Origin of the sequence: Streptomyces sp. NRRL F-5727 (genome assembly GCF_000719555.1) — a bacterium.
In the GTDB taxonomy this organism is placed as follows: Bacteria; Actinomycetota; Actinomycetes; order Streptomycetales; family Streptomycetaceae; genus Streptomyces.
In genome coordinates this window covers 81,679-105,161 of sequence record NZ_JOGX01000004.1, presented here as the reverse complement: position 1 = coordinate 105,161, position 23,483 = coordinate 81,679, and the positions used below count along the sequence as shown (strand labels likewise).

Annotated in this window: 22 protein-coding genes; 10 read left to right on the top strand and 12 right to left on the bottom strand. The window is 73.7% G+C overall.

Going from position 1 to position 23,483, the window contains the following annotated elements:
- Positions 1 to 123 precede the first annotated feature (123 nt).
- Positions 124 to 1,284: a sugar phosphate isomerase/epimerase family protein gene (locus IF73_RS0104210; RefSeq protein WP_031003525.1), complete on the top strand. Its 1,161-nt coding sequence runs from the start codon at positions 124 to 126 to the stop codon at positions 1,282 to 1,284.
- Positions 1,285 to 1,323: 39 nt separating this feature from the next.
- The gene (locus IF73_RS0104205) at positions 1,324 to 3,456 is read left to right on the top strand and encodes a PQQ-dependent sugar dehydrogenase (protein ID WP_031003524.1); all 2,133 of its coding nucleotides are present in this window, start codon (positions 1,324 to 1,326) and stop codon (positions 3,454 to 3,456) included.
- Between the two features lie 56 nt (positions 3,457 to 3,512).
- Here the strand turns inward: IF73_RS0104205 and IF73_RS0104200 are convergent, their stop codons facing one another.
- On the bottom strand, positions 3,513 to 4,184 hold the full coding sequence (locus IF73_RS0104200) for a DUF2278 family protein (protein ID WP_031003523.1): 672 nt from the start codon (positions 4,182 to 4,184) through the stop codon (positions 3,513 to 3,515).
- 87 nt (positions 4,185 to 4,271) lie between these two features.
- On the opposite strand from IF73_RS0104200, the gene IF73_RS0104195 reads away from it, so the two are divergent.
- Entirely contained in the window at positions 4,272 to 4,880 is a 609-nt protein-coding gene (locus IF73_RS0104195; protein WP_031003522.1) for a DUF998 domain-containing protein, read from the top strand.
- A 4-nt stretch (positions 4,881 to 4,884) separates the two neighbouring features.
- Here IF73_RS0104195 and IF73_RS0104190 read toward each other — a convergent pair whose 3' ends face one another.
- From IF73_RS0104190 to IF73_RS0104170, 5 genes are all read right to left on the bottom strand, one after another.
- The gene (locus IF73_RS0104190; protein ID WP_267883564.1) at positions 4,885 to 6,402 is read right to left on the bottom strand and encodes an HAD-IA family hydrolase; all 1,518 of its coding nucleotides are present in this window, start codon (positions 6,400 to 6,402) and stop codon (positions 4,885 to 4,887) included.
- A 67-nt stretch (positions 6,403 to 6,469) separates the two neighbouring features.
- Positions 6,470 to 7,549: an ABC transporter ATP-binding protein gene (locus IF73_RS0104185; protein ID WP_031003518.1), complete on the bottom strand. Its 1,080-nt coding sequence runs from the start codon at positions 7,547 to 7,549 to the stop codon at positions 6,470 to 6,472.
- Positions 7,546 to 8,388 (bottom strand): ABC transporter permease, encoded by an 843-nt coding sequence (locus IF73_RS0104180; protein WP_031003516.1) that lies wholly within the window; start codon positions 8,386 to 8,388, stop codon positions 7,546 to 7,548. The genes IF73_RS0104185 and IF73_RS0104180 overlap by 4 nt, the downstream gene beginning before the upstream one ends.
- A complete protein-coding gene (locus tag IF73_RS0104175; protein WP_031003514.1) occupies positions 8,376 to 9,275 on the bottom strand; it encodes an ABC transporter permease in 900 nt (299 codons plus the stop codon). Before IF73_RS0104175 ends, IF73_RS0104180 begins: the two co-directional genes overlap by 13 nt.
- Positions 9,272 to 10,435, bottom strand: a complete 1,164-nt coding sequence (locus IF73_RS0104170; RefSeq protein ID WP_031003512.1) for an ABC transporter substrate-binding protein — start codon at positions 10,433 to 10,435, stop codon at positions 9,272 to 9,274. Before IF73_RS0104170 ends, IF73_RS0104175 begins: the two co-directional genes overlap by 4 nt.
- Before the next feature lie 218 nt (positions 10,436 to 10,653).
- Between IF73_RS0104170 and IF73_RS0104165 the strand changes: the two genes are divergently transcribed.
- Positions 10,654 to 11,394 (top strand): GntR family transcriptional regulator, encoded by a 741-nt coding sequence (locus tag IF73_RS0104165; protein ID WP_031003509.1) that lies wholly within the window; start codon positions 10,654 to 10,656, stop codon positions 11,392 to 11,394.
- A 37-nt stretch (positions 11,395 to 11,431) separates the two neighbouring features.
- Here the strand turns inward: IF73_RS0104165 and IF73_RS0104160 are convergent, their stop codons facing one another.
- Complete coding sequence (locus IF73_RS0104160; RefSeq protein WP_031003507.1) at positions 11,432 to 11,848, bottom strand: DUF4345 domain-containing protein; 417 nt, start codon at positions 11,846 to 11,848, stop codon at positions 11,432 to 11,434.
- Positions 11,849 to 11,942: 94 nt separating this feature from the next.
- On the opposite strand from IF73_RS0104160, the gene IF73_RS0104155 reads away from it, so the two are divergent.
- A complete protein-coding gene (locus IF73_RS0104155; protein ID WP_031003504.1) occupies positions 11,943 to 12,551 on the top strand; it encodes a TetR/AcrR family transcriptional regulator in 609 nt (202 codons plus the stop codon).
- A gap of 176 nt (positions 12,552 to 12,727) precedes the next feature.
- Positions 12,728 to 13,171, top strand: coding sequence for a DUF2199 domain-containing protein (locus tag IF73_RS0104150; RefSeq protein WP_031003503.1), 444 nt, complete (start codon positions 12,728 to 12,730; stop codon positions 13,169 to 13,171).
- A gap of 41 nt (positions 13,172 to 13,212) precedes the next feature.
- Here IF73_RS0104150 and IF73_RS0104145 read toward each other — a convergent pair whose 3' ends face one another.
- A complete protein-coding gene (locus IF73_RS0104145) occupies positions 13,213 to 13,437 on the bottom strand; it encodes a hypothetical protein (protein ID WP_031003496.1) in 225 nt (74 codons plus the stop codon).
- 175 nt (positions 13,438 to 13,612) lie between these two features.
- Here IF73_RS0104145 and IF73_RS0104140 point away from each other — a divergent pair, with 175 nt between their 5' ends.
- Positions 13,613 to 14,425 (top strand): ABC transporter permease, encoded by an 813-nt coding sequence (locus tag IF73_RS0104140; RefSeq protein WP_031003495.1) that lies wholly within the window; start codon positions 13,613 to 13,615, stop codon positions 14,423 to 14,425.
- Here the strand turns inward: IF73_RS0104140 and IF73_RS0104135 are convergent.
- The 4 genes from IF73_RS0104135 to IF73_RS0104120 are packed head-to-tail and all read right to left on the bottom strand — an operon-like array spanning position 14,401 to position 19,875.
- Positions 14,401 to 16,764, bottom strand: a complete 2,364-nt coding sequence (locus IF73_RS0104135) for a beta-glucosidase (RefSeq protein WP_420706539.1) — start codon at positions 16,762 to 16,764, stop codon at positions 14,401 to 14,403. The two genes, IF73_RS0104140 and IF73_RS0104135, sit on opposite strands and share 25 nt — an antisense overlap.
- 8 nt (positions 16,765 to 16,772) lie before the next feature.
- Positions 16,773 to 17,591 carry a carbohydrate ABC transporter permease gene (locus IF73_RS0104130; protein WP_031003493.1) on the bottom strand — a complete coding sequence of 273 codons (819 nt, stop codon included), beginning with the start codon at positions 17,589 to 17,591 and terminating at the stop codon, positions 16,773 to 16,775.
- Positions 17,591 to 18,538 carry a carbohydrate ABC transporter permease gene (locus tag IF73_RS0104125; RefSeq protein ID WP_031003492.1) on the bottom strand — a complete coding sequence of 316 codons (948 nt, stop codon included), beginning with the start codon at positions 18,536 to 18,538 and terminating at the stop codon, positions 17,591 to 17,593. The genes IF73_RS0104130 and IF73_RS0104125 overlap by 1 nt, the downstream gene beginning before the upstream one ends.
- A gap of 29 nt (positions 18,539 to 18,567) precedes the next feature.
- The gene (locus IF73_RS0104120; protein WP_031003489.1) at positions 18,568 to 19,875 is read right to left on the bottom strand and encodes an ABC transporter substrate-binding protein; all 1,308 of its coding nucleotides are present in this window, start codon (positions 19,873 to 19,875) and stop codon (positions 18,568 to 18,570) included.
- Positions 19,876 to 20,026: 151 nt separating this feature from the next.
- Between IF73_RS0104120 and IF73_RS0104115 the strand changes: the two genes are divergently transcribed.
- The 3 genes from IF73_RS0104115 to IF73_RS0104105 all read left to right on the top strand — a co-directional run bounded on the left by IF73_RS0104115 (position 20,027) and on the right by IF73_RS0104105 (position 23,483).
- Positions 20,027 to 21,052 (top strand): LacI family DNA-binding transcriptional regulator, encoded by a 1,026-nt coding sequence (locus tag IF73_RS0104115; protein WP_031003487.1) that lies wholly within the window; start codon positions 20,027 to 20,029, stop codon positions 21,050 to 21,052.
- 238 nt (positions 21,053 to 21,290) lie between these two features.
- Positions 21,291 to 21,461: a hypothetical protein gene (locus tag IF73_RS39325; protein ID WP_420706537.1), complete on the top strand. Its 171-nt coding sequence runs from the start codon at positions 21,291 to 21,293 to the stop codon at positions 21,459 to 21,461.
- A 90-nt stretch (positions 21,462 to 21,551) separates the two neighbouring features.
- Positions 21,552 to 23,483 (top strand): DUF2264 domain-containing protein, encoded by a 1,932-nt coding sequence (locus IF73_RS0104105; RefSeq protein ID WP_031003485.1) that lies wholly within the window; start codon positions 21,552 to 21,554, stop codon positions 23,481 to 23,483.

Here is a 23,483-nt window from a genome sequence, read left to right as displayed (position 1 = left end):
CGTACCACCGCTCCCCGTACCGCCGCTCCGCGATCCCGCGCGCCCTCCGCCGCCCGGCCCCGAGCCTTCCGGCCGGCGCGCGGAACCCACCCGTACCTCCGTCACCACGAAAGCGAGCACACCGTGACCGCGTCCCCCGAAGAGACCACCGCCGCCGACGAACTGCGCCGCACGCTCGGTGTCAGCCGCCGCCGCTTCCTCAGCACCTGCACGGCCACCGCGGCCGTGGCCGTCGCCGCCCCCGTCTTCGGCTCCTCGCCCGCCCTGGCGCGGACCGAGCCCGGGACGGCCGTCGACCACGGCCGCTCCGCCCTCGTCCCGCCGGACAAGCGCGGGCTGATCCTCTACACCGTCCGGGACGCGGTGGCACGCGACCCGCTCGCCTCCGACCTGCCGTCCGGCTTCCGCGAGGTGTTCCGGCAGCTCGCCCGGTACGGCTACCGGCAGGTGGAGTTCGCCGGCTACCGCCAGCACGCCAACGCCCCCGGCGGCGCGGACCTCGGCACCGTCGAGGGCGCGCGGCTGATGCGCTCCTGGCTCGACGAGTACGGACTGCGCGCCCAGGGCAGCCACGGCTTCATCCCGAGCTCCTGGCCGCTCACCGCGGCCGACCTGGACGCGTTCCGGCGGGCCCTGGAGATCGCGAACATCCTCGGCATGGAGCACATGGGCACCGGCGGCGACCCCACCGGCAGCCCCTACCGCGCCGACTGGGACGTCGCCGCCGACAAGTGGAACACCCTGGGCGCCCTCGCCGCCCGGGAGGGGATCAAGCTCTACACCCACAACCACGACAGCGCCTACGACTTCCTCCTCGACGGCGGCCCGCTCGACGCCCAGGGCCGGCCGACCCGCAGCTCCGGCATCCGGAAGCTGGAGTACTTCCTGCAGATCAGCGACCCCAGAAGCGTCTACCTGGAACTGGACGTCTTCTGGGCCCACGTCGCCCAGTACAAGTTCCACACCCACACCGCCCACGACGGCTCCCGCCACGAACGGATCTTCGACCCGGCCGGCCTCGTGGTCCGCCACACGCCCCGCTTCCCGCTCTTCCACGCCAAGGACGGCGTGGTCAATCCGCAGAGCGGCCTGGGCTACGACATGGTCCCGTTCGGCACCGGCGACATCGACTACCGGCGGTTCTTCACCCGGGTCGGGGCGAAGAACCGCCACCACCCGATGGTCGAGCAGGACACCGCCCCGAGCGCCACCGTCCCCGGCCAGTCGCTGGAGTACGCCCGCATCGGCTACGACAACCTCGCCGCCCTCCGCGCCCGTCGCTGACCGCAGCCGCCCCCCGAACCAGTAGCGAAGGAGTTCCGCGTGCGCACCAGACGGATCGTCACCCTCCTCGGCACGGCGGCGCTGGCCGGCGCCCTCGGGCTGCTGCCCCTGGCCCCCGTGCAGGCCACCACCGCACCGGACGCGGCCCCGTCGGCCGAGTCCGCCGCGCCGGCCTTCCAGAAGGTCACCCTCAACGACCGGCCGGGCGAGCCCATGGCCCTCGCCGTCCTGCCCGACCTGCGCGTCCTGCACACCGCCCGTACCGGCGAGATCCGCATCCACGACCCGAAGAGCGGCGTCAACTTCCTCGCCGCCGACATGAAGAAGAGCCCCGCCGGGCTCTACCAGCACGACGAGGAGGGCGTCCAGGGCGTCGCCGTCGACCCCGACTTCGCCCGCAACCACTGGGTCTACCTGTACTACTCGCCCCGCCTCGACACCCCCATGGACGACCCGGCCACCCCGGGCGTCAACGAGGGCGACGCCCCGCAGACCGGCACGCCCGCGGACTTCGCCCCGTACAAGGGCTACACCCGGCTCTCCCGTTTCAAGCTCACGGGCGACAAGCTGGACTACGCCTCCGAGCAGAAGATCATCGACATCCCCGCCGACCGCGGCCTCTGCTGTCACGTCGGCGGCAAGATCGACTTCGACCACCGGGGCAACCTCTTCCTCTCGACCGGCGACGACTCCAACCCCTTCTCCTCGGACGGCTACGCCCCGATCGACGACCGCCCCGACCGCAACCCCGCCTACGACGCCCGCCGCACCTCGGGCAACACCGACGACCTGCGCGGCAAGGTGCTCCGCATCAAGGTCAAGCGCCACGGCGGCTACGTGATCCCCGACGGCAACCTCTTCGCCCCCGGCACCCCGAAGACCCGCCCCGAGATCTACGCCATGGGCCTGCGCAACCCCTTCCGCTTCGGGGTCGACAAACGGACCGGTGAGGTCTACGTCGGCGACTACTCGCCCGACGCCCGCACCGCCCGCCCGGACCGCGGACCCGCCGGGCAGGGCCGCTGGATGGTCATCGACCGCCCCGCCAACTACGGCTGGCCGTTCTGCGTGACCCGCGACCAGCCCTACCAGGACTACGACTTCGCCACCCAGAAGTCCGCCGGCGCCTTCGACTGCTCGGCCCCGGTCAACGACTCGCGCCACAACACCGGACTGACCGAGCTGCCGCCCGTCACGGACGCCGAGATCGTCTACGGCTACGGCACCTCCGCGCAGTTCCCGCAGCTCGGCACGGGCGGCATCGGCCCCATGGGCGGCCCGGCCTACCGGTACGACAAGCACAACACCGCCGAGAACCGCTGGCCCGCCTCCCTCGCCGGCAAGCCGCTCTTCTACGAGTGGACCCGCGACCAGATGAAGGCCCTCACCCTCGGCAGGCGCAACGAGGTGCTCGCGATCGAGGACGCCGTCCCCGGCATCCGGACGGACGGACCGATCGACGCCGAGTTCGGCCCCGACGGCGCCCTGTACGTCCTGGAGTACGGCACCGGCTACTTCGCGGAACTGCCCGAGGCCCAGCTCTCCCGCATCGACTACGTCCGAGGCAACCGCACCCCGGAACCCAAGGCCACCGCGGACGTGGTCAACGGCGTCAACCCGCTGACGGTGCGCTTCTCCGCCGCCGGCACGAAGGACGCCGACGGGGACGCGCTCCGCTACGCCTGGGACTTCGACGCCGACGGCACCGTGGACTCCACCCAGGCCGACCCCACGCACACCTTCACCACGAACGGCGTCTTCGAAGCCACCCTGAAGGTCACCGACAGCACCGGGCGCTCGGCGTCCGCCGCCGTCCAGATCGTCGTCGGCAACAAGGCGCCGGTCGTCTCCCTCACGACCGACCCCGCCCCGCACGGAGGCACCCCGTTCCACTGGGGCGACACGGTCACCTGGAAGGTCGACGTCACCGACGACCAGCCGGTCGACTGCTCGAAGGTCACCGTCTCGTTCATCCTCGGCCACGACTCGCACGGGCACCCGCTGTCGACGAGCACCGGCTGCTCGGGCTCCTTCAGGACCTTCGTGGACGGCGGCCACGCCGGCTCCGACAACCTGAAGGCCGTCTTCAACGCCTCCTACAAGGACACACCCCCGGCGGGACTGCCGTCCCTCTCGGGGAGCGCGGAGGTGGCCCTGACGCCGGCCGACTGACACACACCGGCTCGGTACGGCCCTCGGGGCGGATCGCCGCCCCGAGGGCCCAGCCCTCACCCGACGGGGTGACCCGAGCCGTCCGTGTGGTCCGCCTGGGAGGAGAACGCGCTCAGGAAGACGTCGTAGCGTCCGTCGGGCCGCTCGGTGAGCGTGGCGCCGTCCTGCCAGATCCCGTTCTCCTCCCACCACTGCGAACCGGCCGGATCGCCCTGGTTCTGGTGGATGTTGTGCATGCCCAGGCGGCCCAGGTCGTCGTCGGCGAACGGCTCGCCGAAGACGAGGGTCCGGCGCCCCACCACCAGGATCGGCTCCAGGGCGGCGGTGGCGTCGGCATAGGAACCGATCTGCCAGGGGTGCGACCCCAGCAGGTCCATGAGCCCGGTCAGCCAGTCCGGCGGGCGGCGCCGGAAGAGCACCCCCGCGTGGTCGACGAGGAAGGGATGGCGCAGGTAGTCCAGGGCCCCGGAGTCCGGCGCGGACGACAGGCCGTGGTAGCCGAGGGCCAGCCCCGCCGCGGGCCCGAGCTCCAGCGGGCCCAGGGTGAGCACCTTCCACCGCACGCCCACGTTGGACTTGTGGCTGTCGACGTCCACCGCGCAGTGGAACCGCCCGGCGGGCGCGTCCACCTCCAGATTGACGTGGAACCACCGCCCCTGGTTGTCGGGGTCGTCGCGGAAGTGCCGGTGGAGCTGGCCCACGAGCACGCCGTAGCTGGCGAGAGGCATGCCGCCAGTGAACCACCGGGGACCACGCCGCGCGACGCGTCGGTGACGGTGCGTACGCGTGTCGTGTGTCGGTCCTACGGTGGTCCGATGCGATCCGTACCCCTCTGGGCCCTGGTCTCGTCGGGATGCGCCCCCGTCCTGCTCACCGCCGGCTGGGTGGTCGCGGGCCGGCTGGAAGGCGCCGCGTACGACCCCGTCACCCAGAGCATCAGCGTCCTCGCCGCCTACGGCGCCCCCGGCTTCTGGGTGATGACCTCGGCCCTCCTCGGCCTCGGCGCCTGCCACCTGCTGACCGCCCTGGGCCTGCGCGTGGCGGTGCCCGCCGGCCGGCTCGCGCTGGCCGGCGGCGGGGTGGCGGCGGTGCTCGTCGCCCTGGTCCCCACGCCCAGCAGCGGCGGCTCGCTGCGCCACGGCTCACTGGCCGCCGTCGGTTTCACCCTCCTCGCGCTGTGGCCGGTTCTCGCCGCCCGCAGGGACCCGGCCGCCCCCTGGGGGCTGCGGCTCGTCCCGGCCCTCGCCGCCACCGCCTTCATGGGCGCCGGCGCGCTCTGGTTCCTCGTCGAGACCACCCGGCAGGGACCGGCCGGCGTCGCCGAGCGGCTGGTGACCTGCGTCCAGTCGGTCTGGCCGCTCGTCGTCGTCGCCTCCTGCCTCCGGTGCCCCGTGGAGACGCCGACCGCCGAGGAGGGCGAGTGAGCGGTCACGGCCGGAGGGCGAAGGCGGTCACCACCGCCGCGTGGTCGGACGGCCAGGCGTTCGCGGCCACGTCCGGCCAGGGGGCCGGCGTCCCCAGGACCAGGGTGCGGGAACCGAGCACCCGCAGACCGCGGGCGTTGTGCAGGACGTAGTCGATCCGGTCCTGCGGCTCGGGCAGCCCCGCCCGGCCGCCCTCCTCCGGGTGCACCGGATGGACCGGAGACCAGGTGGCGCCCGGCTCCGCCACCGGATCGGGATGCGCCTCCCGGTAGGAGTCGCGCAGCCCGGCCTCCTCGGCCGCCCTCGTGACCGGCCAGGCGACCGCGGGCCGGTCCAGGTGCGAGGGCGCGTTGAAGTCGCCGACCAGGACGACCGGCCGCGCCGCCCCCGCCTCCGTCGCGATCCGCCGCAGCGCCTCCCGCAGCTGCGCCAGGCGCACCTCCTCGTGCGCGATCAGCTCGTCCGCCGCGAGGCCGTCGAAGTCGGCCCCGTACGGCCCGTACGGGGCGGGGTGGAGGTGCGCCGTCCACACGTCCACCTCGTGCCCGCCGTCGACGAGGAGGCGGGCGCCCGCCGCGCCGTAGAAGCCGACGTCCGGGTCGCCGAGCCGGGCGACGATCGGGTGGCGGCTGAGCAGGCCGAGGTTCCCGCCGGCCTGGTGGTGGTGCCAGCCGAGCGCCCCGGCCAGCTCCCGGGCCGCGGTGCCGCCGGTCTCCTGGAGTCCGACGACGTCGGCTCCGGAGGCCCGGATCGCGGCGACCTGCTTGGACCGGTGGTCCTCGACCAGGGAGCCGCCGAGCCACAGGTTCCAGCTCATGACGGTGAGGCGACGACCCGTCAGCGCCCGCAGCCGCTCCGGGGTCACCCCGGTCAGCCCGTCCAGGACGGTCCGTCCGGGGGCCGCGTCGATGGGGGCGACGGAGGGCACCGCGAGGACCGCGCAGCCCGCCGCCTCGGCGGAGGCGACGCCGGTGGGGGTGTCCTCGACGGCCACGCAGTGCGCGGGCTCGACGCCGAGGGCGCGGCAGGCGGCGAGGTACGGGTCGGGCTCGGGCTTGGTGCGTACGGTGTCGTCCGCGGTGACCGACACGGCGAACTCCGGTGCGCCGAGCGCGCCGAGGGCCCGCAGCACGGTGTCGGCGACGGACCGGGGCGAGGCGGTGACCAGGGCGGTCGGCACTCCGTCGCGGGCGAGCGCGGTGAGCAGGGCGAGCGCGCCGGGGCGGGGGGTGACGCCGGCCCCGACCCGGTCGGCGAACTCCCGGTGGAGCGCGGCCGCGAGCGCGTCGGCGACCGGCCGGCCGGCGGTGCCGCCGCCGGGGGAGGCGCGCTCGGCGGCGCCGCCGGCGGCCAGCCAGGCCGCCGTGTGCTCGACGGGCCGGCCGAGGACGTCCGGCCGGTCGGCCTCGGTCAGGGGCCGACCCGCGACCAGCTCCACCGCCTCCCACCACAGGCCCTCGGTGTCGACGAGTGTGCCGTCCATGTCGAACAGAACGGCGCGGAGGGGGAGTTCGGTGGTCACGCGGATCGCATTCGCTTTCGGGTCGGTTGCGGTGGAGGTCTCGTGACGGCGGGTGTGCCGTGACGTGTCAGGCGGCGCGGGGCGCGACGAGGACCGGGCGCTCGCGCGGGGTCACCGTCACGGCGTCCCCCGGCGCGAGGACGGTGGCCTCGTGGGTGGGCAGGTCGGCCTTGACCTCGGTGGCGTCGGCGAGCCGGACGGTGAGCCGGGTGGTCGCGCCGAGGAAGGCCGTCGCGACGATCCGGGCCGAGCAGGCGCCGTCCGTCGTGACCCGCAGGTCCTCGGGGCGTACGAGCACGTCGACGTCCTTCGCCGCGGGCGCCTCCCCGTCCACGGGCAGCCGGTGGCCGAGCACCTCTACGGTGCCGCCGTCGAGACGGCCGGGGACACGGCTCATGGTGCCGACGAACTCGGCGACGAAGGCGGTCGCCGGCCGCCCGTACAGCTCGGCGGGCGGGGCGCACTGTTCGAGGCGCCCGTCGCGCATCACGGCGACCCGGTCGGCCATGGACAGCGCCTCCTCCTGATCGTGCGTCACGAACAGGGTTGTGATGCCGAGTTCGCGCTGGATGCGGCGGATCTCGTCGCGCAGAGTGAGCCGCACCTTGGCGTCGAGCGCGGACAGCGGCTCGTCGAGCAGCAGGACGCGCGGGCGCAGCGCGAGCGCGCGGGCGAGGGCGACGCGCTGCTGCTGTCCGCCGGAGAGCTGGTGGGGGTAGCGGTCGCCCTTGTCGCCGAGACCGACGAGCTCCAGCAACTCCGCCGCCTGCTGGCGCCGTTCGGTCTTTCCGGCCTTGCGCATGCGCGGCCCGAAGGCGACGTTGTCGACGCAGTCGAGGTGCGGGAAGAGGCTGTACGACTGGAAGACCATGCCGGCGTCGCGCCGGTGGGCGGGCACGTGGGTGACGTCCCGGCCGTCGACGAGCACCGCCCCGGAGTCCGGCGTCTCGAAGCCGGCGAGCATCCGCAGGGCGGTGGTCTTGCCGCAGCCGGAGGGGCCCAGCAGGGCGAGCAGTTCGCCGGGCGCGACGGTCAGGTCGAGCCCGTCGAGGGCGGTGGTCGCCCCGAACGTCCGCCGCAGGGCGCGGAACTCGACGGTGGCGGCCTCGGTGGCGGCGGTGGTGGGGGCGGTGACGGTGACGGTCATGGGGTTCCCTTGGCGGTACGGGTGCGGCGGGGGCCGGGGGCGCGGCCGCCGGCCCCGGCGAGGGCGAGCAGGAGCACCCAGGTGACGAGGAGGCTGAGCACGGAGACGGCCACGGACATCTGGGCCTGGGAGCCGGAGATGTTGACGATCCACACGGCGAACGGCCGGAAGCCGAGCAGCTGCGCGACCGTGTACTCGCCGAGCACCAGGGCCAGGGTCAGGAAGGCCGCGTTCATCAGCGCGCCGCGCAGGTTCGGCAGCACGGCGGTGACCAGGGCGCGGACGGGTCCGGCGCCGCAGCTGCGGGCGGCCTCGACGAGGGTGCGGACGTCGACGGCCCGCAGGCCGGCGTCGAGGGCGCGGTAGGTGAAGGGCAGCGCCATCACCACGTACGCGAGGACGAGGACGACGGGGAAGTCCGGGTTCTGCAGGGCGACGAAGGTCTGGAAGAGGGGGGTCCGGGCGAGGTGCTCGGGGCCCCACTTCAGGACGGTGCCGATGCCGGCGACGAACGCGATGGGCGGGACGACGAGCGGCAGCGAGCACACCGCCTCCACGATCGGCCGCAGCCGGGGCGCGCCGAGCCGCAGCGCGACCAGGGCGGGCACCATCAGCAGCAGGACCACGGCGATGGTGACGGTGGCGAGGCCGAGCGAGAGCAGCAGGCTGGTGGCGAAGCCCTCGGTGCCGACGATCTTCGTGTACGCGTCGAGGGTGAGGCCCTGGCCGGGCACGTCCACCGTGAAGACCACGGAGGCGGCGAGCGGCACCAGGAAGTACAGTCCGGCGAGCCCGAGGACCAGGGGGCGCCAGGCGGCGGGGCGGTTCAGTCGAGCCATCGCGAGCTCCGGCGTTGCAGGGGCAGGTGGACGGCCATGACGAGCCCGGCGACGACGACCATGTCGAGGCTGAGGGCGAGCGCCACGTTCTCCTGGCCGACGAGGACGTTGCCGGAGAGGGCGTCGGAGATCTGCAGGGTGACGAGCGGGACGGTGCTGCCGACCATCGCGGCGGCGGTGGCGTACGCGGCGAAGGCGCTGCCGAAGAGGAGCACGAACCCGCCGAGCAGGCTCGGGGCCAGCACCGGCAGGGCGACGTGCCGCCAGTACTGGAGGGTGGTGGCGCCGTTGTTGCGGGCGGCCTCCCGCCACTGGACGCGCAGGCCGTCGAGGGCCGGCGTGATGGTGAGCACCATCAGCGGGACCAGGAAGTACAGGTAGACGACGACCAGGCCCCAGAAGCTGTACAGGCTCCAGCCCCGGTCGGTGAGACCGAGGTGCCGGGTGAGGACCCCCGCGTTGCCGAGGGTGGCGACGAACGCGAAGGCGAGGGGCACGCCGCCGAAGTTGGCGAGGACGCCGGAGGCGGTGAGCACGGCCTCGCGCAGGGCTCGGGAGCGGGAGGTGACGACGGCCTGCGCGAGCGGCAGCCCGAGCAGGGCGGCGAGTACGGCGGCGGTCGCGGAGAGCTGGACGCTGCCGAGGAGGGCGGTGCGGTAGGCGCCCTGGAGCGAGGCGGTCAGGTTCCCGGTGCCGTACGTGCTCGCGCCGGTGACCGGGTCGCCGACGGTGAGGGCGCCGCCGAGCATCGCGACGGCGGGGACGCCGAAGGCGATCGCGGTGAACGCGAGCAGCGGGACGGCGGCCAGCCAGGCGGGGGAGCGGCGGCGCCGCCGCCGGGCGGGGGTCCGCCCGGCGGCGACGGCGACGGTGGCGGAGGCGGTCATCCGGAGACGGCCTTGCCCCAGCCCTGGGCGAGGGCCGTCTTGGCCTCGGCCTGCTGGGCCTCGGCCGGGAAGGACGGCACCCCGGAGACGGCCGGCAGCTTGAGGGCGGCGGCCTGGTCGAGGGTGCCGGCCTTCTCCATGGCGGGCATCAGGACCGGTCGGGCGAAGCCCTTGAGCCACAGGTTCTGGCCCTCGGCGCTGTAGAGGTACTCCTGCCACAGGCGGGCGGCGGCCGGGTGCGGGGCGTCCTTGTTGATCGCCTGCGAGTAGTACTGGGCGTAGCGGCCGTCGGTGGGGACGGAGACCTTCCAGTCGAGGCCCTTCTTCGCGAACTCCTGGGCGTAGCCGGCGTTCAGGTAGTCCCAGTCGATGCTGATGGGCGTCTCGCCCTTCTCGACGGTGGCGGGGGTCGACTCGACGGGGGTGAAGTTGCCGTTCTTCTTCAGCTCGGCGAAGAAGTCGATGCCCGGCTGGATGTCGTCGAAGGAGCCGCCCTGGGCGAGCGAGGCCGCGAAGACGCCGGCGAACGCGGAACCGGACTTCGTGGGGTTGCCGTTGAGCGCGACCTGGCCCTTGTACTCGGGCTTGAGGAGGTCCTTGAAGGTGGTGGGGCAGTTCCTGACGCGCTTGGCGTCGCAGCCGATGGAGACGTAGCCGCCGTAGTCGTTGTACCAGCGGGCCTTGGGGTCCTTCTGCCCCTCGGGGATGTCGTCCCAGGCGGCCACCTGGTACGGGGCGAGGAGGCCCTGCTGGGCGGCGCTGAGGGCGAAGGAGCTGCCCAGGTCGAGGACGTCGGGGGCGCGGTCCTGGCCCTTGCGGGAGGTGACGGCGTTGATCTCGTCCTGGCTGGAGGCGTCCGGGTTCTCGACCTCGACCTCGATGCCGTACTTCTGCTGGAATCCGTCGATCAGCGCGCCGTAGTTGGCCCAGTCGCGGGGGAGCGCGATGGCGTGCAGCGTGCCCTCCTTCCTGGCGGCGGCGACGAGCGCGTCCATGCCGCCGAAGGCTGCGGCGGAGGTGGCGGTGGCGGCGTTCTTGCCGTCGGCGGTGGTGCCGGAGTTCTCGGGGGCGGCGCCGCACGCGGTGAGGGCGAGCGCGGCGACGAGGGCGAGGGAAGCGCCGAGGACGGTGTTTCTCGGGAGGTGCGCGGGGACGGGCACGGAAGCTCCAGGGAGAGGGTCGGGGAGTCGACTTGTCTGAACAAGTCGGCCTCAGTACGCCCGGCGTCGGTGACGCGAAGGTGAACGAGGTCGGAACGCTTCCCCGCGATCTCCTGCACATTGGCGTCGCTTTTCAGCCACGGAAACGCTCAACTACCCTGGTGTGTCGGTGCACACCGCCACCGCACACCGCACACCGTCAGAGGAGGGGGCCGGCGATGACCGCGCGCCACGAGCAGATCGCCGCGGAGCTGCGGCGGGCGATCCAGCGCGAGGAGTACCCGGTCGGCGCCCGGCTGCCCGCCGAGACCGAACTCGCCGCCCGCCACGGCGTCTCCCGCGGCACCGTCCGCCAGGCCGTCGCCGCCCTCACCGCCGAGGGCCTCATCGGCTCCCGCCAGGGCGCGCGGCGCGTGGTCCTGGCCGGCCACCGCAGCCAGAGCTTCGCGGAACTCCGCAGCTTCGCCCAGTGGGCGCGGGCGATGGGCCGGGAGGCCACCGGCCGCGTCCTCGCCCAGGAGTACCGCCCGGCCACCCCGGAGGACGCCGCCCGGCTGCACCTCGCGGAGGGCGTCCCCCTGCTCAACGTGCTGCGCCTCCGGGGGCTCGACGGCGAGCCGGTCCTGGTCGAGCGCACCGTCTACGCCGACTGGATATCGCCCGCCGTCGCGACCCTCGACCCCGACTGCGCCTCGGTCACCCAGCGCCTCTACGAGGAGACCGGCCTGGTCTTCGCGCACGGCGAGCACGTCATCGACGCGGTCGCCGCCGGAGCCCGGGACGCGGACCTCCTGGCGGTCCGCCGCACCAGCCCCCTCCTCCGCGTCCGCCGCGTCACCACCACCCACGACGGCCGCCCGGTCGAATGGTCCGACGACCGCTACCGCCCGGACGCGGTCAGCTTCACCGTCCACAACGCGATCGGCCACAGCCCGCTGGTGCGGACGACGGCGGGCTGAGGGGCGCCGCCCCGCCCGGTGGCGGGGGCGACCGCCGTCACCGGGCGGCCGGCGCTGCCGCCTCCTCGCCGGGGCGTGCTGACCGCTCGTCCGCGTCGGCCAGCCAGAAGTAGACCGGGGGCAGGGCGAGTTCGATCACGGTCAGGGCGATCTGGAAGCCGTGGGGCCACCCGTGGACCGCGAGGGACGCGAGCCGGCTCACGCCACCCAGGAGGAAGACGCCGGCCAGCAGGCGTACGGCCCGCGCCGGGATCGGGCGCTGCCGTGCCGCCCACAGCCAGGCCAGGCCGTAGCCGGCGAAGGTGGCGCCCAGGAACCGGCCCAGGCTGTCGACGGTCGGGCCGGCGTCGGTGGCTCCCGGGATCGCGGCGTTGCCGAGGGTCACATGGAGCAGGCCGATCGCCACGCAGGCCCAGCCCATCACGAGGACGAGTACGCGCAGGGCTCGGGCCATGGTTCCTCCAAGAGGTCGCGGGAGACGCTTGGTTGACGTGTGTCTACCAGCAGACTGGGTGCGCAAGTAGACACATGTCAACTAGTCTGGGGCCGTGCCTCCCCGACAGCGGCTCACCCCCGCCGACCGCCGCGCCCAGCTCCTCACCGTCGGCGCCCGCCTCTTCGCCGAGCGCCCGTACGCCGACGTGCTGATGGAGGACGTCGCCGAACAGGCGGGCGTCTCGCGGGCCCTGCTGTACCGTCACTTCCCCAGCAAGCACGCCCTGTTCGCGGCCGTCTACCAACAGGCGGCCGACCGGCTGCTGGCGGAGACACGGTTCGACCCGAGCCGGTCGCTCGCGGAGCAGCTGGTCCAGGGCATGGACGTCCACCTGGACTACTTCGTGGCGAACCGCAACGCGGTCCTCGCCGCGAACCGGGTCCTCGCGGGCGACCCCGTGATCCAGACGATCATGACGAACGAACTGGACGCCCTCCGCACCCGGCTGCTGGCCGTGCTGCCCCTCACGGACGACGGCGCGCGCGAAGCCGTCTCCGGCGTCCTGAAGAGCTGGCTGGTCTTCGTCCAGGTCCTCTGCGTCGACTGGCTCACCCGCGAAACCTGCACCCGCACCGAACTGCGCGACGTCTGCGTAGGAGCGGCCCTCGGCGCCCTCCGCCCCCTCCTCACGGAGGACCCCGACCCGGGCCGGCACCCCTGACGACGTCCCAGGGGGCGAGCGCCGACCCGGCGCGCGGCGGGCGCCGTCGGCGTGGCCCCGGACACGGCATGACCCCAGATCACAGGGGGCTGCCGCACCCTCTAGGCTTCGGCGCCATGACCAGTGACCGCGGATTCGCCTGCACGTGCTGCGGGGACCGCCACCATGAGCTGCCGATGCACTACACGGCCGACGCGCCGGCCGTGTGGGACCCCGCCTACACCGGCGCCGACGACAGTCTGCTCTCCTCGGACCAGTGCGTGATCCGCGGTGAGCACCACTTCGTCAGGGGCCTGATCGAGATACCGGTCCTCGACGGCGACGAGGTCTTCTCCTGGGGCGTGTGGGTCTCGCTCAGCAGGGAGAACTTCGCCCGGGCGGCGGACCTGTGGGACACGCCGGGCCGCGAGGCCGAGAAGCCCTACTTCGGCTGGCTCACCACCGAGCTGCCGGTCTATCCGGCCACCACCCTCAACCTGAAGACGCACGTCCACACCCGCCCGGTCGGCCGGCGCCCCCTCATCGAGCTGGAGCCCACCGACCACCCCCTCGCCGTCGAGCAGCGCACGGGGATCACCCTGGACCGGGTGCGGGAGATCGCTGCGGCCCTGCGGCGGTGACGGACCGACTCGCCTGAGTCGCTGTCCGGCCCCCCGCGGCTTCACCGGCCGAACCACGTGAGGTTGCCGGGCAGGAGCCGCGCGACGTGGGGGAGCGCCGTCTCGTGGTCGCCGAGCTGGTAGGTGTCGAGGGCGAGCCGCAGCCTGGTCTCCAGGACGCGGGCGTCGGCGTCGCCCAGTCCCCGCTCCGGGTCCGGCAGGAGCGGTTCCGGCAGGGAGCGCCGGCGGGGCGCGCGGGCGGCGTCGCGCGGAGTGCCGCCCGGCACGGGACGGCCCGTGCGTCGTACGCGCGGTCCATCACCTGTCCGGGCGTTCCGCCCATCGACTGCCCCGTCGCCGGCACCCCGCTCGTCATCCCCCAGGGCGGCCACCGGACGCTGGAGTGACCCCCGACGCGGGTCGCCCTGGCGGAGCCCCCGCCCCGCGCGGTAGCGATGTCCCATGCACTTCGCCGCCGAGACCCTGCTGCCCGTCGACACCTCCCTCGCCGTGGCACTCGTCGTGCTGCTCCTGGTGGCCGCCGCCGTCACCGCGGGGTTCCGGCTGTCGCCCGACGGGTCGTCCGCGCGGGCCCGGGAGGTCGTCACCGCCGGACTGCGGGCGGTGGCACAACTGGCGGCGGTCTCGGCGCTGATCGGCTGGGCCGTTCACCACACCCCGGCCCTGGTCGGCTTCCTGCTCCTGATGCTCGCCGTCGCGGCGCGGACCGCCGGCCGCCGCATCACCGGCAACGGGACCTGGTGGTGGGCGGTGCTGCCCATCGCGGCCCCGGTCGTGCCCACCGTGGCCGGCCTGGTCGCGGCCGGGCTGGTGACCGTGCCCGGCATCGCGGTGGTGCCGGTCAGCGGCATCCTCATCGGCGGCGCCATGACCGCGACGGCCCTCGCCGGGCGCCGGACCCTCGACGAACTGGACCAGCGGCACGGCGAGGTCGAGGCGGGCCTCGCGCTCGGTCTGCCCGAGCGCGACGCCCGCCTCGAAGTGGCCCGCGCCGCGGCCTCGGACGCGCTGCTGCCCGCCCTGGACCAGACCCGCACCGTCGGCCTGGTCACCCTGCCGGGCGCGTTCGTCGGCATGCTCCTCGGCGGGGCGTCCCCGCTCACCGCCGGCGCGGTCCAGGTCTTCGTCCTGATCGCCCTCCTCGCCGTCGAGGCGATCGCCGTGGCCCTGACCCTCGAACTCGCCGCCCGGGGCAGGCTGCACCGTCGCCCCGCTCCCGACGCGGACGGTCAGCCGACGCCGAAGCCGGCGTGAAGGCTCCGCCGGTGGTCCACCTGCCGCACCGGACCGGTCAGCGTCACCCGGGCGGTCAGCCGCGGATCCGTGCTGGAGGCCGCGAACCTCAGCTCCAGCTCGCCCGGTTCCACGATCCGGGTCCCCGCCCGGCCGGTGAACGACGCGAGGTCCGCGGGGACCTCCACGTGGATCCGCCGGCCCTGACCGGGCGCCAGGTCCACCCGTACGTAGCCGACGAGGCGCTGCACGGGCTGCACCACCGACGCCACCGGGTCGTGCAGGTAGAGCTGGACGACTTCGGTGCCGGGCCGGTCGCCCGTGTTCGTCACGGTGAGGGCGAGGCGTACGACACCGTCCGTGGGCACCTCCGCCTCCTCCACCGTCAGATCGCCCCAGTGGAAGGTGGTGTAGGTGAGGCCGTGCCCGAAGCCGAACGCCGGAGCCGGGTCGATGCTGGAGACCTCGCTGCGGTGGCCCAGCCGGGAGGCGAGATACGTCGACGGCTGGGCGCCCGGGTCCCGGGGCACGCTGACCGGCAGCCGGCCGCTCGGCTCCGTCCGCCCGCTGAGGATGGACGCGATCGCGGCCGTTCCCGCCTCGCCCGGGAAGAACGCCTGGAGGATCGCGGCGGACTCGTCGGCCGCCCGGCCCAGCGCGTACGGCCGGCCCGCCAGCAGGGTCGTGACGACCGGAGTGCCGGTGTCCAGGAGCGCGTCGAGCAGCTGCTGCTGCGCTCCGGGGAGGCTGAGCGACCCGGCGTCGCAGCCCTCGCCGCTGGTGCCCCGGCCGAAGAGCCCGGCGCGGTCGCCGAGCGCCGCCACGACGACGTCGGCGCCGCGGGCGAGCGTGACGGCCGTGGTGAAGCCGTCCGTGTCGGCGTCGTCGACGCCGGTCCCGCGCGCCACGACGATCTCGGCGTCGGGGAAGGCGGCCACCAGCGCCTCGCGCAGCGTGGGCAGCTCGATCCCGAGCGGCGTGTCGGGGTGCTGCCCGCCGACGTGGACGGGGAAGGAGTAGCAGCCCAGGACGGCCGTGGGGGCCTCGGCGTTGGGGCCGATGAGGGCGATCCGGCGCGGGGTGGTCGGGTCGAGCGGCAGGATGCCGTCGTTGCGGAGCAGCACGACGGCCTGCTCGGCGATGCGGCCGGCCAGCGCGCGGTTGGCCTCCGGGTCCAGCTCCACCGTGCCCCGCAGGGTCTCCGGGTCGGCCGCGGTGTCGGCGTCGCGCAGCACCGGGGGGACGGGGCTCCAGTCGGGGTCGAGCAGCCCGAGCCGCACCTTCTGGAGGAGGACCCGCCGCACGGCCCGGTCCACCAGCTCCTCCGGCACCCGCCCCTCCCGGATCGCCTCGGCGAGCGGCGTGCCGAAGGTCTTGACGGTGGGCAGTTCGACGTCGACGCCGGCGGCGAGGGCCGCCCCGGCAGCCTCACCGAACGTGCCGGCGACCCCGTGCAGCGTCTTCAGGAAGGCGACGCCGAAGTAGTCGGCGACGACGGTGCCGGTGAAGCCCCACGTGTCCCGGAGCAGTCCGGTGAGCAGCCGGTCGTCGGCGGCCGAGGGCACGCCGTCGGTGTCGGTGTAGGCGTGCATCACCGACCGGACGCCGCTCTCGCGGACCGCCATCTCGAACGGCGGCAGGATCACGTCGGCCAGCTCACGGGCGCCCATGCCGACCGGGGCGAGGTTGCGGCCCGCCCGGGAGGCCGAGTAGCCGGCGAAGTGCTTGAGGGTGGCGACGATCCCGGCCGACTCCAGGCCCTGGACGTACGCGGTGGCGACGGTCCCGACGAGGTACGGGTCCTCGCCGATGGTCTCCTCGACGCGCCCCCAGCGGGCGTCCCGGACGACGTCGAGGACCGGCGCCAGGCCCTGGTGGACGCCGACCGCGCGCAGGTCGCGGCCGATGGCGGCGGCCATCTCCCGGACCAGCGCCGGGTCGAAGGTGGCGCCCCACGAGAGGGGGACGGGATAGGCGGTGGCGCCCCAGGCGGCGAAGCCGGCGAGGCACTCCTCGTGGGCGACGGCGGGGATGCCGAAGCGGTTGGCGGCGGCGATCCGGGCCTGGGTCCGCATCAGCGAGAGGGCGCCGAGCGCGGGGTCGACGGGGACGGTGCCGAAGGGCCGGGTGAGCTGGCCGAGACCGTCGGGGAGCAGGGCGTCGAGGTCGGCCGGCTCTTCCATGTCGTGCTGGTGCGGCGCGACCTCGGCGCCCTCGTCGGAGGCGCCGACCCACACGCCGTACAGCTGGGCCGTCTTCTCCTTCAGGGTCATCTCGCGGATCAGCGCGTCGACGCGGGCCTCCGCGCTCAGCGCGCGGTCGCGCCAGGCGGGAAGCGGGGCGGGGGGCTGGATGGCCACGGTGTCGGTCACTTTCCTCCGACCCCCATCAGCCCCTGGACCAGGGCACGACGGGCGAACAGATAGACGAGCAGGATGGGGAGCATGGACAGGACGACGGCCGCGAGCAGCCCCGGGATGTCGACGCCGTGCTCCGTCTGGAAGTCGTAGAGGCCCATGGTGATCACCTTGTTCTCCGAGGACTGGGTGAGCACGAGCGGGAACAGGAAGCCGTTCCACGCCTGGAGCGAGGAGAAGACCACGATGGTGGACAGACCGCTCTTCGACAGGGGCAGCACCAGCCGCAGGAAGATCCGCCGGGGCGAGGCCCCGTCGACGGTCATCGCCTCGTACAGCTCGGGGGTGATGTCCCGCATGACGCCGGTGAGGATCAGCGCGCAGACGGGCATCGCGAAGGCGGCGGTCGGCAGGATGACGCCCAGCAGGTTGTCGTACAGACCGGCCTCGTTGATCAGGTAGAACATCGGGACGATCACGGCCTGGGACGGGATGGCCAGGCCCAGGAGGAAGAGCCGGAAGACCCGTCCGGTGGCCTTGCCGTCGCTGCGCACGATGGCGTACGCGAGGGGCGGCACGAGCAGCAGGACGATGCCGACCACGCAGACGGTGACGACGACCGTGTTGAGGAAGTACTGCCCGAAGCCGTCGCCCAGGTCGTTGACGTAGTTGTCGAGCGTGAAGTGGTCGGGGAAGGCGAGCGGTCCGTTCCGCGCGTATTCCGCCCGGGTCTGGAAGGTGGCGACCAGCATCACGTACAGCGGCAGGCCGACCACGAACAGCCAGACCAACGAGCCGAGTCCGGCGAGGTAGTTGGGGCGCTTGCGCATCACACGCCCTCCATGGTGCTGCGCATCCTGTCGTAGCCGGTCAGGCGCACCATGACCAGGGAGACCAGAGTGGCGACGAGGACGAGGAGCAGCGCGATCGCGGACGCGGCGCCGAAGTCGAAGCTCTTGAAGGCCTTCTGGTACATGTAGTAGGCGCTGTTCGTGGTGTCGGTGCCCGGCCCGCCCTGGGTGAGGATCAGGATGGTGTCGAAGGTGGTGAGTCCGCCGACGACCATCAGGATGCCCGAGGTGACGATGGTGTTGCGCAGCTGCGGCAGGGTGATGTGGAAGAACTGGCGGACCCGGCCGGCGCCGTCGATCTGGGCGGCCTGGTAGAGGACTTCGGGGATGGACCGCGCCGCGCCCTGGTAGATCAGCGTGTGCAGCGGGGTGAACTGCCAGGTGCTGACGAGGACCAGGACGCCGAGGGCGCCGGTCTGGGTGCCGAAGAGGTTGCCGTCGCCGAAGAGCCACTCGGCCTGGGAGGGGACGCCGAAGTTCGGGTCGAGCACGGCGCGCCACAGGACGGAGACGGCGGTGATGGAGAGCAGCAGCGGGACGAAGTAGACGGCGGAGAGGACGGCGCGGTTGCGCTGCCGTCCGGCCGCCCAGACGCCGAGCAGGATGCTGAGGGGCGTCTGGACGACGACGCCGAGGACGGTGAGGAGCAGGCTCAGCCAGAGGCTCTTCACCAGGACGGGGTCGTCGAGCAGTGCGCGCCAGTTGTCCAGGCCGGCGAACTGCGGGGAGCCGAGGCCGTTCCAGCGGGTGAAGGAGAGGACGAGTACGAGGACGAGCGGGACGAGGGCGAACAGGCCGAAGAAGACGGCGGCGGGCGCCGCCCAGGCGAAGCCCGGGCGGCCCACTCCGGTCGCGGGGCGGTCGGGCCGCCCGCGCGGTCGGGTCTTCGCGGCGCTGTCCACGGCGGAGGCTGTGGCAGTGGTCATGTCAGGCGTTCCGGAGGTCGGGCCGCGGGTCAGGCCGCGGGCAGGCTCTGCATGGCGGCGATGAAGGCGTCGGCGTCGGTCTGTCCGTTGAAGAACTGCTGGACGGCCTGGTGGATGGTGGTGGTGGCGGCCGGGGGGTACGCCTGGTCCCAGGAGAGCTGGAACGCGGGGGCCTTCTTGACCAGGTCGTACTGGTACTTCGAGTAGGCGGGGTTCGCGGAACCGTCGAGGAACTCGGGGGTGTTGGTGGTCGTGGGCAGGTTGCCTATGCCGAGCTGGCCCTTGACGAACTGGTCCGAGTACATGAGCTTCAGGAACTCGGCGACGGCCTCGGGGTGTTCGGTGTTCTTCAGGACCGAGTAGTAGTTGTTGGTGTTGCCGGCGAGGTTGGCCGGGTCGCCCTTGCCGCCCTCGATGGCCGGGAAGGTGCCGTAGCCGAGGTCGCTCTTCACGAAGTCCGGGTAGGCGTCCTGGAGGGTGGAGTACTCCCAGGAGCCCATGAGTTCGAAGGCGGCCTTGCCGGTGGCGAGGAGGGCGGGGGAGCCGCCGTCGGTGAACTTCACCGAGTCGTAGTTGGTGCCGAAGGCGCCGGCGTCGATCAGCTCCTTCAGCATCCCGAGCGCCTTCTTGCTGTCCTCGCTCGCCCAGACGCTCTTGTCGCCGTTCACCGCCTTCTGGAAGAGCTCGGGCCCGGCGACCCGGTCGTAGAGGTACTGGAACCACATCTGGGTGGGCCACCGGTCGCCGCCGCCGAGCGCGATGGGGGTGACGCCCTTGGCCTTGAGGGCCTTGACGGCGGTCAGGAGCTCGTCCCAGGTGCGCGGCGCGGTGACGCCGGCGTCCGCCAGGACCTTCTTGTTGCTGAACAGCAGGACGGGCTGGGTGCCGCGCATGGGGACGCCGTACGGCTTGCCGCCGACGACCGCGGTCTCGAAGACCGACGGCAGGAAGTTCGACTTGAGCCCGGGGTCCTTCGCGATGAAGTCGTCGAGCGGCATCAGGAGGCCCGCGTCGACGAAGGGCTTGATGCTGCCGCCGCCCCAGTTGAAGAAGACGTCCGGGGCCTGTTTGCCGCTGATGATCGTCTGCAGCTTGGACTGGTAGTCGGCGCCCGGGATGGTGTCGAGGACGGCCTTGACCTTCGAGGTCTTGTTGAACGTGTCGACGAGCTGCTTCTCCACCTTGTTGGTGGCGTCGCCGTAGACCAGGACGTGGATCGTGCCCGAGCCGCCCTCCGCGGAGTCCCCCGAGCCGCCGCAGGCCGCCAGGGAGACGGTCAGCGCCAGCGACGCCCCGCCGACGACAGCCGTTCTGAGAAGTCGTGTGTGCCGCTTCATCGCCTCAACCTTTCGAAAGAGTTTCGGTCCGAACGCCGAAACTTCATGCAGCGGGACGCTAGGCGGGCCGGAGCGGAGGGGCAACCCTCCGGCAGGGCGTTATCAAAGCGTGACCATGTCGGGGCGGGGAACGGTGCTCTATGCTGCGCGGATGCGAAACGACGAGGAGAACCGGCGCATCACGCTGGCGGAGGTGGCCCAGCAGGCCGGAGTGTCACTTTCGACAGTTTCGAAAGTCCTCAACGGTCGGCAGGACGTGTCGGCGACCACGCGCGGCAAGGTCGAACAGCTCCTCGAAGCGCACTCGTACCGGCGGACCACCCGCGTCGCCCGCGAGGCGCCCCTCATCGAACTCGTCTTCCACGAGCTCGACAGCGTGTGGGCCATGGAGCTGATCCGCGGCGTGGAGAACCTCGCCAAGGCCCACCAGGCCAGCGTCGTGCTCACCGAGAGCGGCACCCGGCACGCCCCCGCGCCGGACTGGATCGAGGGAGTGCTCCAGCGCCGCCCCATCGGCGTGGTCCTGGTCTTCTCCTCGCTCCCCGACGCCGTGAAACGCCAGCTCGACGCCCGGTCGATCCCCTTCGTCATCGTCGACCCGGCGGGGGACCCCGAGCCCGACGTGCCGTCCGTCGGCTCCGCGAACTGGTCCGGCGGCGTCGCCGCCACCCGCCACCTCGTCGACCTCGGGCACCGCCGCATCGGCATCGTCACCGGCCCCGAGGACATGCTCTGCTCCCTCGCCCGGCTCGACGGCTACCGCTCCGCCCTCAACATGGCCGGCATCGCCCACGACGACACCCTCGTCCGCTTCGGCGACTTCCACGTCGAAGGCGGCTACGAGCACGCCATGCAGCTGCTGCGGCTCCCGGACCGCCCCACGGCGATCTTCGCCGGCAGCGACCTCCAGGCGCTCGGCGCCATGGAGGCCGCCCGCGTGTGCGGGCTGCGCGTGCCCGAGGACCTCTCCGTCGTCGGCTACGACGACGTGATGATCGCCCAATGGTCCAGCCCGCCCCTCACCACCATCCACCAGCCGCTGCGCGCGATGGGCGAGGAGGCCGTGCAGATGCTGCTCCGGCTGCGCGCCGGGGAGCCCGCGGTCACCCGCCTGGAACTCGCGACGAGCCTCGTCGTCAGGAAGAGCACGGCCGCGCCCGCGCCCCACGCCGGCTGACGGGCCGGCGGGTCGGACGAGGAACGGGGCGCCGTCCAGGGGCCGGTGCGGGTCAGGCGTGATGCCGACGCAGGCGTACACCGGGGCGGCCACGTCGGCGTGAGGGAGCACCGGCCGGGCCGGTGCGGCGGACGCGCCCGGACCGCACGCGGCGATCCACGCCGTCCGCTCCTGCGGACCGCGGCCCCCGTGGCCCTTCGTGCGGCCCTGGCCGCACTCGGCGCCTCCCCGCCGGCCTGTGTCGCCGGGGGGCACCCCGATCGGCGTCGCCTCCGCCGAGGCGGCCGGCTGCGCGGTCCTCGCGGTCCCCTCCCTCACGCCGATCCCTCCCGCCCGCCGCCGGACGGTCGTGCGCGGTCTGACCGACGTGGACCCGTCCCTGCTCCGGCGGCTCGTCGCCCCTACGTGACGACCGCTTTGATCATGTGATCACGCATCTTGACGATCGATCAGACGGTTTCTACATTCGATCAATCGATGCCGACCAAGGAGCACCGTCATGTCCTCGTTCCCCCTTCCCCCCGAGGACCGGGCGCTGAGCCCCCACACCGGCTGGACCCGGGCGCACTGGGAAGCCGTCGCCGACGCCCTGCTCGCCGCGGTGAGCAGGCACGCGGGACCCGAGCACGCGCTCATCGACCTCCCCGGCCCACGGCCCAGCCTCTCCGGCCGCCGCTCCGACGCCCTGGAGGGCTACGCGCGCACCTTCCTGCTCGCGGCCCTCCGGGTGGCCGGCGCCCACGGCGAGGACCCGCACGGACTCCTGCCGCGGTACGCGGCGGGGCTCGCCGCCGGCACCAGGACACCGACGGCGGAACGCGACCTCGCCGACGGGGACGCGGTGTCCTGGCCGACGATCGCCGACCGGCCGCAGGCCCTGGTGGAGGCCGCGTCCATCGCCCTGGCCCTCCGCCTGACCCGGCCCTGGCTGTGGGACCGCCTGGACGAAGGGACCAGGGAACGCCTGCGCGCCTGGCTCGCCCCCGGCCTCGCCCCCTCACCCGTCGACAACAACTGGTGGCTCTTCCCCGCCATGGTCGGCGGCTTCCTCGCGGAAGCGGGCCCCGACCCCGACGGCCGCGCCCGGCGCGCCCTCGACCGCGGACTGGGCCGGATCGAACAGTGGTACCTCGGCGACGGCTGGTACACCGACGGCCGCCCGCGCGCCTTCGACCACTACAACGGCTGGGCCTTCCACCTCTACCCCCTGCTCCACGCCCACCTCGCCGGCGACCGCGCCCTGCTCGCCACGTACGGCGGCAGGCTCGCCGCCTACCTCCGCGGCTACGCCCACACCTTCGGGGCGAACGGCGCCCCGATGCACCAGGGCCGCTCCCTCACCTACCGCTTCGCCGCCGCCGCGCCGCTGTGGGCGGGCGCGCTCACCGGGCACACCCCGCTGTCCCCGGGCACCACCCGGCGCCTCGCCTCCGGCGCCCTGCGGTACTTCCTCGACCGGGGCGCCCTCGACCCCGACGGCCTGCTCACCCTCGGCTGGTTCGGACCGCACCCGGCCACCGTCCAGCCGTACTCCGGCCCGGCCTCCCCCTACTGGGCGTCGAAGGGCTTCCTCGGCCTGCTGCTGCCCGCCGACCACCCGGTGTGGACCGCCGTGGAGGAACCCGGCCCCGCCGAGACGGCGGACCACGTGGTCCCGCTGCCGAAGCCCGGCTGGCTGATCCAGTCCACCGCCGCCGACGGGATCGTACGGCTCCACAACCACGGCAGCGACGACCAGCCGGCCGGTGAGGCGCTGCCCGACAGCCCGCTCTACGCCCGCCTCGCCCACTCCACCGTCACCGGCCCCGCCCACGGGGACACCCCCGACAACCACTTCGGCCTGCTGGTCGACGGGGTGCTCACCGCACGCGGACCGATCCGCCCCCTCGGCGCGGGCGACGGCTGGGCGGCCTCCGCGCACAGCCCGCGCGCCGACGGCGCCGCACCGCCCGGCCTCACCGTGACCTCGCTCGTGCTCACGGCCGGAGCCGAGGAGCTCCGTCTCCACCTCGTCACCGGCGCCGCACCGGGCACCGAGATACGCCACAGCGGCTGGGCGGCCGCGGGCGGCGAGGCGCACGTCGCCTCCGGCGGACCGGACACCACCGCCACCGCCGTGTCCGTCGGACCGGACGGCACCCGGCTCACCTCGACCCTGCGCGGCCTCCACGGCTACACCCGCGCGAGCTGCGGCGCGCTTCCCGGCGGGACGGCGCTGGGGGAGGCCGCGGCCGTGCCCGTCCTGGCCGGCCGCACCCCGGCGGAGGGCCCCGCTCTCTTCGTCGCGGCGGCACGGCTCACCGGCACGGCGACCCCACCGCCCCCGCCGCCGCGCGTGACGGTCGACGGGCCGCGGGTGGAGGTGCGGTGGCCGGGCGGCGGCGTCCACCGGGCCCTCCTCGCGCCCGGCGAGGTCACCGTCACCACCTGA